Source organism: Dinghuibacter sp. (assembly GCF_035492835.1).
Lineage (GTDB): Bacteria > Bacteroidota > Bacteroidia > Chitinophagales > Chitinophagaceae > Dinghuibacter.
In genome coordinates, this window is record NZ_DATJIY010000042.1 from 1 (window position 1) to 12382 (window position 12382).

The 12382-nt window shown below is 57.5% G+C and carries 15 protein-coding genes; 10 read left to right on the top strand and 5 right to left on the bottom strand.

Features of this window, described 5'->3' with window-relative positions; genetic code table 11:
• A partial coding sequence (fucP, locus tag VL547_RS03900) for an L-fucose:H+ symporter permease (RefSeq protein WP_325575397.1) occupies nucleotides 1–1280 on the bottom strand: 1280 nt, incomplete at its 3' end.
• A gap of 120 nt (nucleotides 1281–1400) precedes the next feature.
• Between fucP and VL547_RS03905 the strand changes: the two genes are divergently transcribed.
• Nucleotides 1401–2252 carry an AraC family transcriptional regulator gene (locus VL547_RS03905; RefSeq protein WP_325575399.1) on the top strand — a complete coding sequence of 284 codons (852 nt, stop codon included), beginning with the start codon at nucleotides 1401–1403 and terminating at the stop codon, nucleotides 2250–2252.
• On the opposite strand, the gene VL547_RS03910 is transcribed toward VL547_RS03905, so the two are convergent.
• Nucleotides 2228–3292: a mechanosensitive ion channel family protein gene (locus VL547_RS03910; RefSeq protein WP_325575401.1), complete on the bottom strand. Its 1065-nt coding sequence runs from the start codon at nucleotides 3290–3292 to the stop codon at nucleotides 2228–2230. The two genes, VL547_RS03905 and VL547_RS03910, sit on opposite strands and share 25 nt — an antisense overlap.
• A gap of 154 nt (nucleotides 3293–3446) precedes the next feature.
• On the opposite strand from VL547_RS03910, the gene VL547_RS03915 reads away from it, so the two are divergent.
• The 4 genes from VL547_RS03915 (at nucleotide 3447) to VL547_RS03930 (ending at nucleotide 5903) form a co-directional block, all read left to right on the top strand.
• A complete protein-coding gene (locus VL547_RS03915) occupies nucleotides 3447–4373 on the top strand; it encodes a hypothetical protein (RefSeq protein WP_325575403.1) in 927 nt (308 codons plus the stop codon).
• 23 nt (nucleotides 4374–4396) lie between these two features.
• Nucleotides 4397–4585: a hypothetical protein gene (locus VL547_RS03920; protein ID WP_325575405.1), complete on the top strand. Its 189-nt coding sequence runs from the start codon at nucleotides 4397–4399 to the stop codon at nucleotides 4583–4585.
• A 137-nt stretch (nucleotides 4586–4722) separates the two neighbouring features.
• A complete protein-coding gene (locus VL547_RS03925) occupies nucleotides 4723–5457 on the top strand; it encodes a helix-turn-helix domain-containing protein (protein WP_325575407.1) in 735 nt (244 codons plus the stop codon).
• 53 nt (nucleotides 5458–5510) lie between these two features.
• Nucleotides 5511–5903 carry a DUF1398 domain-containing protein gene (locus VL547_RS03930; protein WP_325575409.1) on the top strand — a complete coding sequence of 131 codons (393 nt, stop codon included), beginning with the start codon at nucleotides 5511–5513 and terminating at the stop codon, nucleotides 5901–5903.
• On the opposite strand, the gene VL547_RS03935 is transcribed toward VL547_RS03930, so the two are convergent.
• On the bottom strand, nucleotides 5900–7603 hold the full coding sequence (locus VL547_RS03935) for an ABC transporter ATP-binding protein (RefSeq protein WP_325575411.1): 1704 nt from the start codon (nucleotides 7601–7603) through the stop codon (nucleotides 5900–5902). The genes VL547_RS03930 and VL547_RS03935 overlap by 4 nt on opposite strands.
• A 102-nt stretch (nucleotides 7604–7705) precedes the next feature.
• Between VL547_RS03935 and VL547_RS03940 the strand changes: the two genes are divergently transcribed.
• Nucleotides 7706–9130 carry a hypothetical protein gene (locus VL547_RS03940; RefSeq protein WP_325575416.1) on the top strand — a complete coding sequence of 475 codons (1425 nt, stop codon included), beginning with the start codon at nucleotides 7706–7708 and terminating at the stop codon, nucleotides 9128–9130.
• On the opposite strand, the gene VL547_RS03945 is transcribed toward VL547_RS03940, so the two are convergent.
• Nucleotides 9127–9615 (bottom strand): class I SAM-dependent methyltransferase, encoded by a 489-nt coding sequence (locus VL547_RS03945; RefSeq protein WP_325575418.1) that lies wholly within the window; start codon nucleotides 9613–9615, stop codon nucleotides 9127–9129. The two genes, VL547_RS03940 and VL547_RS03945, sit on opposite strands and share 4 nt — an antisense overlap.
• A 140-nt stretch (nucleotides 9616–9755) precedes the next feature.
• On the opposite strand from VL547_RS03945, the gene VL547_RS03950 reads away from it, so the two are divergent.
• From VL547_RS03950 to VL547_RS03960, 3 genes are read left to right on the top strand one after another with little or no spacing between them, the layout of a single operon-like run.
• A complete protein-coding gene (locus tag VL547_RS03950) occupies nucleotides 9756–10205 on the top strand; it encodes an Lrp/AsnC family transcriptional regulator (RefSeq protein ID WP_325575419.1) in 450 nt (149 codons plus the stop codon).
• 1 nt (nucleotide 10206) lies between these two features.
• Nucleotides 10207–10617, top strand: a complete 411-nt coding sequence (locus VL547_RS03955; RefSeq protein ID WP_325575421.1) for a hypothetical protein — start codon at nucleotides 10207–10209, stop codon at nucleotides 10615–10617.
• Nucleotides 10618–10665: 48 nt separating this feature from the next.
• Entirely contained in the window at nucleotides 10666–11466 is an 801-nt protein-coding gene (locus VL547_RS03960) for a polysaccharide deacetylase family protein (protein WP_325575423.1), read from the top strand.
• Between the two features lie 72 nt (nucleotides 11467–11538).
• On the opposite strand, the gene VL547_RS03965 is transcribed toward VL547_RS03960, so the two are convergent.
• A complete protein-coding gene (locus VL547_RS03965) occupies nucleotides 11539–12015 on the bottom strand; it encodes a hypothetical protein (RefSeq protein WP_325575425.1) in 477 nt (158 codons plus the stop codon).
• Between the two features lie 145 nt (nucleotides 12016–12160).
• Between VL547_RS03965 and VL547_RS03970 the strand changes: the two genes are divergently transcribed.
• The coding region (locus tag VL547_RS03970) for a DUF1223 domain-containing protein (RefSeq protein ID WP_325575427.1) at nucleotides 12161–12382 on the top strand (222 nt) is incomplete at its 3' end.

The following is a 12382-nucleotide window of genomic DNA, read 5'->3' on the forward strand; positions in this document are numbered from 1 at the left end:
ATAGAGTTTATGGGAGTTGTTGGCGCCAGCACCGAGCCTTTGTAAGCATACCATGCGATCACGCCATAGGCGATCAAAGGTACGATCTCCGCAATCGCCATGCTGTGCGTTTGGGAGAAAATCAACCCCATCACCGGCGGCAGCGCGGCTGCGCCGATGATCGACATGATGACGAAGCTGCCCCCGATCTTGGTGTTAGGACCGAGGTCGCGTATGGCCAGCGCATAGTTCGTGGGGAACATAAGCGACATAAAGAAGCTGGTCAGGAACAGCGCCCAGACGCCGACCTGGCCGGGGAAAAGGATGGCGATCGCGACCAGCCCGATGTTGGCCAGGGCGTACATCCCCATCAATTTACGGGGTTCGATAAAGCGCATGAACCACGCGGCGGTGAACCGGCCCACCGCAAAGGCCACGAGGGTGCCGGTCAGCATGTACCCCGCCATTTTTTCCTGCGTACCCGTATAGTCGCGGACGTATTGCATGAAAAAGCTCCAGGTGCCCACCTGCGCGCCCACGTAAAAGAACTGCGAAACAACGCCCCATTTGAAGTGCGGGTAGTTGCCCAGATCCTGCCAGCGGCCTTTGGGCCCCTCTTCCGTGGCCAGCTCGTCTCTTACCTTCGGAAAACGGGTGACTATCATCAACACCGCCCACACCAGACAAAAACACCCCACGCACACATACGGCGTAACGACGCGCATCGTCTCCTTGTGGAGATAGGCGTCGTACGTCCCCGCGGCTTTTTCGGCCGCGATGTGCGCCGGGTTGTTCTCGATCCCGGACAGGATGAATACCGTCCCGATCAGCACCGCCAGGATCGCCCCCACGGAGTTGAACGCCTGCGCCAGGTTGATCCGGCGCTCGGCGGAGTCCTCGGGTCCCAGCTCCACGACAAAGCTGTTCGATCCCGTTTCCAGGAAGGCCAGGCCCGATGCCACTACATAAAGCGCCATCAGGAAAAGCCAGTATTTGTCGATGACCGCGGCCGGCCAGAAGAGCATGCAACCCAGGGCGAAGAGCAACAGGCCGAGGATCAGCCCGGCCTTGTAGGAATAGCGTTTCATCAGGATGCCCGCGGGTATGGCCATCGTAAAATACCCCAGGTAGAACGCCGACTGCACCAGCACGGCCTGGAAGCGCGTCAGCTCGAAGGACTTCATGAACTGCGCGATCAGGATGTCGTTCATGTTGTTGGGTATCCCCCAGAGTAAGAAAAGCATCGTCACCAGCGAAAAGGCCATCAAATTGGCCCGGGGGATCAAAGGCTGTTTCGGCATAGCAAAGGTTTCGTTTTGTCAAAGAACGACTTTTTCGCCTTACGGCGGAAAAGACAGATTATCCGATACTTAAATTATTTTAACATGATTTCGGGCTGTTTTCCGATTTTTGGGGAATATATGCGTGCCGAGCTCCTCAAAGTCCCCCGTAAACCGGACGATTCGTTCAGTGTCCGCCAGGATTTGTCCAACCAGGTGAACAACCGCTGGCACTACCACCCGGAGCTGGAGCTGGTCCACATCCTCCGGGGCGGCGGGACGCAGTTCGTGGGGGACAACATCAAACGTTTCGAAACGGGCGACATCGTGCTGGTGGGCGCCAACCTCCCGCACTTCTGGCGGTACGACCACCCCGACCCGGTGGCCGACGAGCCCTATTCGACGGTGATCCACTTCCGGAACGACCTGTGGGGGAACGCTTTTCTGACGCTACCGGAGACGCGGCCGCTCAAGGCGCTGCTGGAGCGGTCGGGCCGCGGCATCCTGCTCCGCAACCGGGCGCTGGGCTCGCGCATCGGGGAGCTGAGCCGCGCCGAGGGCCTCGACCGGTTGCTCGCGCTGCTGGGCGTCCTGAGGGACATCGCGGCTACGCCCGGTACGCATTTGCTCAGCTCGATCGGTTTCAGGCCTGCGTTTTCCGAAGGGGAAAGCGAGCGGATCAATGCGATTTACGACTTCACCCTCCAACATTTCGCGGACAACATCTACCTCGACGAGGTCAGCCGCGTCGCCCAGCTGGTGCCGAATTCGTTTTGCCGCTATTTCAAAGCCAAAACGGGGAAGACCTATTCGCAATTCGTCACCGAGATCCGCGTCGGTCACGCGTGCAAGCTGCTCCTGGAGGGAAAAGAAGGGATCAAGCAGGTCTGCTACGACAGCGGTTTCAACAATTTCACGTCGTTCAACGCGGCGTTCAAAAAGATCACCGGGAAGACGCCGCGGGCGTATCAGGAGACGTTTATGGAGCGATAAGGTTCCACTCTCGTGACCGGCAGACATTCGGGGTGGTGCTCCTGTAAGAAAGCGATAACCCGCTCCCGGACGTTACACCGCAGATCGAAGGCGTCGCCGGAATTCCGCGCGCTCAGCAGTATGCGCACCTCCATCACCCTTTCGCGAAGATCCGTCACCTGTACGACGCTGACGCGCCCATCCCATTGCGGTTGGTCGACCAGCACGCGATTCACCTCCGCCCGGATCGCGTTGACCGGCGCCGTATAGTCGAGGTAGAACATGATCGGCGCCAGCAAATCCGCCGACGTCCGCGTCCAGTTCTGAAAAGGTTTTTCGATGAAGTACGAGATCGGCAGGATCAACCGCCGGTGGTCCCAGATGTGGAGCACCACGTATGTCAGCGTGATCTCCTCCACCCTCCCCCACTCCCCTTCCACGACGAGCACGTCGTCGATACGGATCGGCTGCGTAAACGCGATCTGGAACCCCGCCAGCAGATCGCCCAGCGATTTCTGCGCCGCAAAACCGATGATGATCCCGCCCACGCCCACGCCCGTGAGCAAGCTGGCGCCCATTTTCCGGAGCGCCTCGAAGCTGAGCAGGATCACGCACACCGTCACCGTTAGGATCAACCCCACCGCCAATTTGCGGATGAACTGCAACTGGGTCTGGATCTTCCGCTCCCGGAGGTTGATCGGCTTGGAAATGTCATACCGGTGGTACAGGTAGTCCTCCGCCACCTTCACCAGCGCAATGAGGAAAAACGCCACACTGATGTCGAAAAAAATCTCGAATATCTTATGGATCGGCTCCCGGTAGGGCGTCCCGAGGCGCATGAACGGCACCAGCAAATTAACCAGCAACAACGGGATAAAAACGTTTATCGGCTCCCCCAACCGGCAAAGGACGCTCGTCCACAAGCTGAACCCATCGCGTTTGCGCGCCTGGGCGCGCCTCGACAGCCACGCGAAGAGCCACTTCACCAGCAAACCCGCCAGGAAGGCGGCGGCAAAAAGCAGGAGGTCGAAGACGATGTCGGGCAGGTGCAAGGGTAGCATGTGTATGGTTGGTGCAAAAAATTTGCCATGTTTTTTTGTCTTTTTCCGACCCCAATGGGAACCCGCGGGTTATGGGGAATATGATACTATATGATACTAGTTAATGCTATTTACAAATTTTTGTGGTGTTGCATGATCGGGGTACATTTGCTGTATGGTACGATCAAAAGATGATATTATCTGGAAGGCCGTTTTGGAGGAAGTCTTCGAAGACTTGCTACGATTCATATATCCCGAGGCGGACCAGGTCTTTGACCTGACGCAACCGGTGGATTTCCTGGACAAGGAGCTCAGCGAATTGTACCCTGAGCCCCAAGAATCCAACGATAACCGTTTTGTAGATAAGTTGGTCAGGGTACGACTTCGCAATGGCGGAAGGCAATGGATATTATGTCACGTGGAAGTTCAAAAGAAAAACGAGAAGGATTTCGCCAGGCGGATGTTTACGTATTTCTATAGAATTTATGACCGCTATAGTTGCCCGATAACGGCGATTGCCATTGCTACGGGTCGATACGGGCACAACCTGCCACAAAGCTACATTTTCGAAAGCCTGGGGACCGAACTCCATTATAAGTACAACAAGATTTGCATAAGGAACTTCTCTGATAAAGAGCTTATGGCGAATAAAAACCCCTTTTCACTGATCATGCTTGCTGCGAAGAAGGCGCTACTGACAGGAAGGGATCTGGAGGAAATGCTTTTGAAAGAGAAAGTTGCCATTGCCGGCTTATTGCTTAAAAGGGGTTATAGTCAGCAAAAAACGAACGCGATCTTACGTTTTTTAAACAATTGCATCCGATTCAAAAATCCGGAAACATATATTACATTTGAAAAGGAAATCGATCAATTAACATCAAAAACAAACACTATGGGAATGAAAGAAGCGGTACAGGAAATCAAACAAATTGAAGCTGAGGAGGCTCTGGAAAAGGGTTTCCGTAAAGGGCGTATGAAAGAGAAAGCTCTTTTCGTGGAAAGGCTCCTCGAAATGTATGAAATGTCCGACACGGAAATCGCCGATGTCGCTGATGTCACAGAGGCCTTTGTCAAAAGGCTGCGCAAAAGAGTGGAGAAATAACGAGTCGAGGTAAAACAAATACTATGGGTATTATCGAACCAGTCAAGCAAATGAAAATCGACGCGGCAAAAGACGAAGCCCGTCTGGAAAAGGACACTTTTTTCGTAAAGAATCTCCTTTCCTTGACAGATTTTTCCGACAAAGAGATTGCAAGTCTTGCCGGAGTTACTGAAAACTTCGTAAAAAAATTCCGCAAGGCAAAAAAGAAGTAGCAATAGTATCCATTGTTGGGGGATCGCCGCTACCGGCGTTTTTTTTCGCCCGCAATGTTGGTAGATCGACCTACCATTCTTTAAAATTATGCTTGACAAACCGCCCACGATCCGGACGGTTTTTGCACTTTTGTATCATGACGACAGTGACCCCCTGCCCCGCCCTGCGACCTTATATCAGCCGCTTCGCCATCAGTCCGGGCGGGGGGATGTATAGGGTGTTGCCGGATACGGAGCTGGTGATGGGGTTTCAATATCGGGGGCGGTTGGAAACCGGGGCGACGACACTCGCTACCGCTGGCATCACCGGGCTGTTACAAGAGGCGCGGACTTTCACCGCGTCAGCGGACGCCCGCTCCATATTGGTATATTTCAAACCCGGCCGGGCGGCGCCGTTCTTTGAGCAGCCGATGCACGAGCTGCATAACCAAAGTTTGGCCATAGATGAATTATGGGCGCCGGCGGCGGTGAGGAGTTTCGAGGACCGGCTGCTCGGGGCGATCGACGACACGGCGCGGATCAGGCTCGTGGAGTCCTTCCTGCTGGAACGCCTGCGGGAGCGCGCGCCGGACCCGATGGTGACGGAGGCGCTGACACTTATGGCGGCCGCCAAGGGACAGCTGCGCGTCTCGGCGCTGGCGGAGGCGCTCCACACGAGCGCAAGCCCGCTGGAGAAGCGTTTTCGCCGCGAAGTCGGCGCCACACCCAAGCAGTTTGCGTCGCTGTTGCGGTTTCGGGAGATATTGAAACAGCGCGGCTCCAGCCTGACGGCGGCGGCCTACGAGGCGGGGTATTTCGACCAGGCGCATTTTATCAGGGATTTCAAGGCGTTTACGGGGGAGACGCCGGGGGCGTTCTTCAAGGCGGATTAAACGGATTTTTACAATTCCGCGGCCATCGGCGTGGGTAGCTTTGTCAAAAAAAGATGTTTACAAAACAACAACTCGCCGCGGCTCACGCAAAAGTGAAGTCCGGCGCCGATTACCCGGCCTATGTGGCCGAGCTTAAAGCCCTTGGCGTAAAACGCTACGACTTCGTCGTGGCCACCGGCCGGAATGTCTTTTATGGCGCAGGACACGAGCTGGAAACCGACGCGAAATACGCCCCCAAAAAGGTTCCGACCGACGGGAACCCCGAAGCGCTGGCGCAGGCGCTGAAAATCCACCAGGCGGGCAAAACCGATTCCCTCACCTTCTTCCAGCAAGCCGCCGATGCGGGCACGGACCGGTGGACGTGCGACCTGGAGGCGATGGAGGTGGTGTACAAGGATGTGAAGGGGCAGGTGCTGGCGTGGGAAGCAATACCGCCGGCGCGCTAGGCGGTGGCGCCCTTCTGGTGCGCCCAGAGCTCCTGGAAGGCCTCGCTCGTGGTCAGCAGGTGGGTGAAGTTCCCCTCCCCTACCACGCGCCCCGCCTTCAGGACGTATACGTAGTCGAAGCGGTGGAGCAGGTGCAGCCGGTGCATCGACGACACGACGGCCTTGCCGGCGAACGCCTCGAACAGGCGCTCGTAGATCGCGGCTTCGGTTTTGGGGTCGACGGAGCTGGTCGGCTCGTCGAGCAGGACGACGTCGCTGTCGCGGGCGGCGAGCACGCCGCGGGCGAGCGCCAGGCGTTGTTTCTGACCGCCCGAGAGGTTGACGCCTTTTTCGCGGATGTCGGACTTCAGGCCTTCGGGCAGCTGTTGGACGACGTCGGTGAAGTGCGCGGCGGCGCATACCTCCATGACCTCCTCATCGGTAAAGGGCAGCCCCAGCGTGATGTTGTAGGCGATGGTATTTTCGAAAATCTCCGGCTCCTGCGGAAAAAGCGTGACCGACTCGTTGAGGGAGTCGAGGTCAAACGGCTCGTCGTCGGCGGTAAAGCGGTACCCTGACTCCGGGAGGTAAAGTCCGCGGAGGAGCGACAGCAGCGTGCTTTTGCCGCTCCCGCTTTCGCCGATCAGGGCGATCCGTTCGCCGCGGCCGATGCGGACGCTCAGGTCGTGCAGGCTTTGCGGGGCGAAACCGGTATCGTATTTTTTGCGGTGCGTGAAAAAGAGCCCGCTCAGCTGCAATACCTTCCAGTTGTCCGGTAACGGCGCCGGCTCCTCGGCGCGGTGGGATTCCTCGTACGCGCGCGGGATGCTGCCGGCGTTCTCCACGTTGGTGTGGTATTGGACCAGGTCGGTGTAGAGCCAGGCGACGTTCTGGAATACGCTGGTGAACTGGGTGACGTACCCGATCAGCGTAACCAGGCCGCCGATCTCGAAGACGACGCCGGGCGACCAGTGCTGGTATATATATCCCGCGACCACCACCGAATAGATGACCGTAATCATCATGTCCGTCGTAAACCACTTCCACTCGTTGATCACCGCGCTCCGCCGGAACGGCTTGTATATCTGGCGGACGCGGCCGAGGAGGCCGCGCTCCATGCTTTTTTCCAGCCGCAGCGTGATGACCGTCATGATGTTGGACAGCGTATCGAAGAGCGTGGCGCTGACCACGTGCTCCTTCTCGTTGACTTCTTCCAGTGCCTCCACATAGGGCCTGTCAAAACCGATGATCGCCGTGACCGTAACCACCCCCAGCACCACCGCGATCGACCCGAACAGCGGCGAAAAGATCACGATCGCGCACACCGAAAAAACGCACTTGCAAATGGCTTCGATAAAGATAAAGCCGCGGTCGTAGAACTCCCGGAGCGCCTCGTACGCCTTCCGCACCCGGTTGATCGTCGCCCCGCTGTGGTGGTCCTGGTGCCACTTCGCCGGAAGGTGCATGACCTGGTGATAGCGCTCCTGCAGGAAATTCCGGCTCATCCGGAACGCCAGGCTCCGCTCCATCACCCGCGCCGGCCCGTGGAAACACCACTGGCAGAACTTGATCGAAATATACCCCGCCACAAACAGCGCCGTCCACTTGAACACGTGCGCGCTGTCGTTCTGGAGCTTATGGACGAACCACCCAAACAGCAGCGGGCTCAGCGCAAAGATCGCGTTCGCGCAAAAGAACATCCCGTAGATCGTCAGAAACAATCGTTTCTCTTTCCGGGTGTACTTCCAGGCGGTGCGGAGGAGGGAAATGTAGGGGTTGCTCAGATGAAGCTTTTCACAAAACTATGTATTATTTTCAGGCCCATGAAACACCTACTCGCCTGCTTACTGTGGCTGCCTGTGTTTTCTTTTGCCCAGGACGCGAACTATTGGTCCGACAGCTACGGCCCCGGCGGTTTTTTCGCCCCGGGCGCGGTCATCGCCAACAACCGGGACAGCGGCGTGCTGTTTGTCAACCCCGCCCTCCTGGCCTACACCCGGAAAAGCAGCGCGTCCATTTCCGGGAACCTCTACCAGTATGAATCGATCCGCGTCCGTAACGGCGTGGGAACCGGCCTGGACCTGACCTCCCGTAACGGGAGCGTGATCCCCGAAGCGGGCGCGGGGATTTTTGCCTTCCGCCGTTGGGTCGTGGGGTATGCGCTGACCCGGAACCCTGTTTCGGTCTATTCGGTCACCCAGCGGCGGGACGCGCACACGGACGTCCTGGACAACAGCTACAGCCCCGGCGCGGAGAACTATGTCGGCCAGTACGCTGCTCAAAATGACATCACCGAAACGTCGGGTGTCGTCAGCCTGGGTTTCAAGGCCGCCCGCGGCCTGGCGCTCGGCGTGACCGCCGAAGGACAGGTCCGCAGCCAGGACTTCAGCACCAATTTCAGTTCGCGGGCGTTGTACAACGTAACGGGGACGGATACCCTTTTCCCGCCCATCGCCAGCGCCGTCGAGACCTATGAGGCTCGTTATACGCACATCGGTCTCCGGCTCCGGTTCGGATTGGCGTACGACGCCGGGCGTCATCACCTGGGCGTGCTGGTCGCCACCCCGCTGCTCCACCTCTTTGGCCGCGCGACACTCTATGCCGACGAGGAGGTCAACGACATCTTACTGGGCGGCGTACCCATCAACCTGCTGGCCAACGCCCGACAGACCGGGCTGCCCGCGCGTTGGAAGACGCCGGCGTCGTTCTCCGCGGGGTACGCCTACGACTATGGCGGCGGGGGCCAGGTGTATGTCGCGGTGTCGTATTTTACGCGGATCGGCGACTACAACGTCGTCACGCCGCGGAACGACTACTTTATCCGTCCCGATACCGGCAGCAACAATGCTTCCACGTCGGCGTTGCTGAAATTCAAATCCGCCGGCCGCCAGGTGTTCAATGTAGGCGCGGGGTGCAGCTTTCCGCTCGTACGCTCCTGGCTGGGGTATGCGTCATTCAGGACCGACTTCACCTCCGCCGCCCGCAACCTTTACCGCGACGACGACGGTTATGTGGCCAACACCACCGCCTGGAACCAATACCACCTGGAGCTCGGCGTCAACCTGAAGCGGCCGAAGTACAACTTCCGGCCGGGGATCGCGCTATCGTACGGGGCGACGTCGTCGTACCGGCAGCCCTTCAATTTCGACGACCCGAACGAATCCAACCTCCTGACCGGGAACCCCCACCAGACGCGGGCCGGCCGGTTTTCAGCGGGGTTGCTGCTTGCGTATATACACAACCTTTAGCGGGCGCTTGCGGCGTACATGCTCACCTTGCCATAAACGGACGGCCGGTCGCCGAGCCTCCGGACGTCCGTCAGCCCGATGCCTTTCAGCATCGCTTCCAGGTGCGCCCAGTCCGCCGGATAGGGCACATAGGGGTTGGCCAGCATCGTGTCGTATTCGACGATGATGAGCTGCCTGGCGTTCAGGCGCTTCAGCAACGCGGCTTTGTTCCGTACGAAGTGCAGGGAATTGGCCATGAGGACCCCGTCGAGGCTTTGCGGCGGTTCTGAGGTAAAATCCTGTTGCTGGAACCGTATCTCCACCGCCGGGTTCGGTGACTCTATCGGTTTTTGCGGCGCCGCGTCGATGGCGTCGATCGTGCTGCCGTCGGCGAGCAGAGTCGCCAGGGCCCGGGTGAAAAGGCCGCTCCCGCAGCCGAGGTCCGCCCAGTGGGCGCCGGTGGGTGCGGCGGGTTTGATGAGGTTAAGCGCGTCTCTGAAAAGCATTAATACAATTTCGACTTTCTTTTATTGGGACTTTGAGTTCAAGCAATAATTAAGGTAAATATATGGCGGTCCTAAGATACGCTTGAAAGTATCGCTTATGGCTGAATAAAATTAATTAATGAATACATTTGACAAAAACAATGATCGACGCTTTCGATGGCAAAATATTGAGACTGCTTTCTCAAAACGCCCGTATAACGGGGGCGGACATCGCCCGGAAGGTGAACCTCTCCCTGCCCGCGGTCACCGAAAGGCTCCGCAAGCTCGGCCGGTCCGGCATCATAGACCATTTTACGGTCAAGTTGAACAGGGAAAAGCTCTCCCTGCACATCCTGGCGTTTATCTCGGTATGGATCGACCACACCAAAAACGCGAGCGTAAAGGAGCACCTCATCGCCCTGAACGAGGTGCTCGAGTGCCACCACGTAGCCGGTGACAGCGACCTGCTGCTCAAAGTCCTCGTCAAGGACACCGCCGCCCTGGAAGACCTGCTGGTCCACAAGATCAAAGCCGTAAAGGCGATCACCCGCACGAGCACGACGATCATCCTCAGCACCTATAAAGAAGAGATAAACCCCAGAACCTTTTGATATGGAAACAGACGCACTCTCCCGTATGGTCGGGCAATTTGAAAATGGCACCCTGCCCAAGGTCCGTTGGACCCACACGGCGCACATCCTGATGGCGCTGTGGTATTGCACGCAGTACCCGCTGCCCGTGGCGGTGCAGAAGATCAGGAAGGGTATCTGTGACTACAACGTCAGCGTGGGTGGACAGAATACCGACGCCTCCGGCTATCATGAGACCATCACGCTGTTCTTTACCCAGCAGATAACCCATTTCCTGATCACGAGCGGCGTCACGATGCTGACGGACGAGGTGATCGCGGAGGTCCAGCGGCAGCCGTTCGCTTCGAGAGAGTTTATCCATGCGTTTTACAGCACCGAACGCCTGATGAGCAGGGAGGCGCGGCGGCGGTGGGTGGGACCTGATCGGTTCTGACGCGAATGTCTTACCTTAGCCGGCAATTTATTAACCGTTTTTTTTCGTATGAAGTCGATCTCACTCTATGTATTGTTGCTCCTGGCCGGGGTCGGTCAGGCGCTGGCGCAGCGGCCACAGGTACCCATCTTGTGCTACCACAACATCAAGGACGTCACCGGGAAGGCCAGCCCGGACTATACCATCAGCCCCGCCGCGTTCAAGGCGCAGATCAAGATGCTCCACGACAACGGGTACCATTCGATCCTGCCCGACCAGCTCTATGACTACCTGACCAAGGGTAAGCCGCTACCGCCCAAACCCGTAATGCTGACGTTCGACGACTCCCACCTGGAGCACTATACGCTGGCGATGCCCGAGCTGGAGAAATACGGGTACAAGGGCGTCTTCTTTATCATGACCATTCCCCTGAACAAACCCCGGTACATGACTAAGGATAACGTCAAGGCGATCGCCGACCGCGGTCATATCATCGGCATCCATACCTGGGACCACCAGAACGTAAAGAAGCTGGCCGCCGGCAATCCCGTCGTGCTGAAGCTGGTAAACACCAAGAAATACACGACCGCCGATACGCAGCTGGCCGAAGCCTGGAACCTGGAGCTGACCAAGCCCAAGGCGGAATTGGAGCAGATCACCGGTCGCAAGATCGATTATTTCGCCTACCCCTTCGGCGTCTGGAACTACCCCGCCGTGGACCAGCTGAAAAAAGGGGGCGTAAAGGCCGCCTTCCAGCTGGGCGACAAGATCGGCGACCAGGCGCCGCTCTACACCATCCGCCGGATACTCGCCGAGGGGAATTGGTCGCCGGCGACGCTGGAGCACATGATGCAGATTTCGTTTAAATAGATTTCTTACACGGACTAAAACGAAAGCCCGGCTCCACGGCCGGGCTTTTGCATATTGACAATTCAATAAGCCTTAGGGCTCGGCGATGTACGTTACGTTAAACTGCCCGTTGGTGACAACGAGGGAGTCGTTCGGGTTGAAATCGCTCAAGAGGACGCCGGTGAAGGTGCCGGTGACCTTGGTGTTGTTCTTGTCCCAGCCGTTGATGGTAACGGTGCCGTGGCCGGTGGTCTGGTCACCGGTGTAGGAAATGTTGCCTTTGGTGTCGTAGTAGTACACGGTCTGGCCGCTGGTGAAGCTAACGGCGGAGCCCAGGGTCACATTACTGGACAGGTCGAGCTCCAGGACGGTGGTGTCCCCGTTGCCGATCGTGTAGCCGACCATGGCGAACAGGCCTTGGGACTGCGAATAAAAGGCTTGGCTTTGGGCGGAGGAAAAGGTTTTTCCGCTAAGGTTGGCTGAAACCGCGGCGCTGGAGCCGCTACTGCTTTTTTTACAGGCTGTCGTGAGCAGGGCAAGGAAAACGCTTGCGTAAACAAGTTTCTTCATGGGTACATTGGTTTGAACGCCAATATTATATAAAAATTATTCGCTATCCAAATTTTTGGTGGAATTCAACGAATTGGGCGTTTTCGTCAACGATGAACTACGTCAAAATGCACCCGCAAGCCCGAAGGCGTCGTACTTTTGGTACATGAAATGGACCATTCTACTGACACTCGCCACGCTGGCGGCCTTTTGCCGCCCTAAACCCGATCCGGGGTTTGCGGTGGTAGAGTTGTTCACCTCCGAAGGGTGCTCGAGCTGTCCGCCGGCGGACGTGGTGCTGGCGGGTCTTGACAAGGAATATCCGGGCCAGGTGCTGGTCATGGGTTACCACGTGACGTATTGGGACCGGCAGGGATGGAAGGACCGT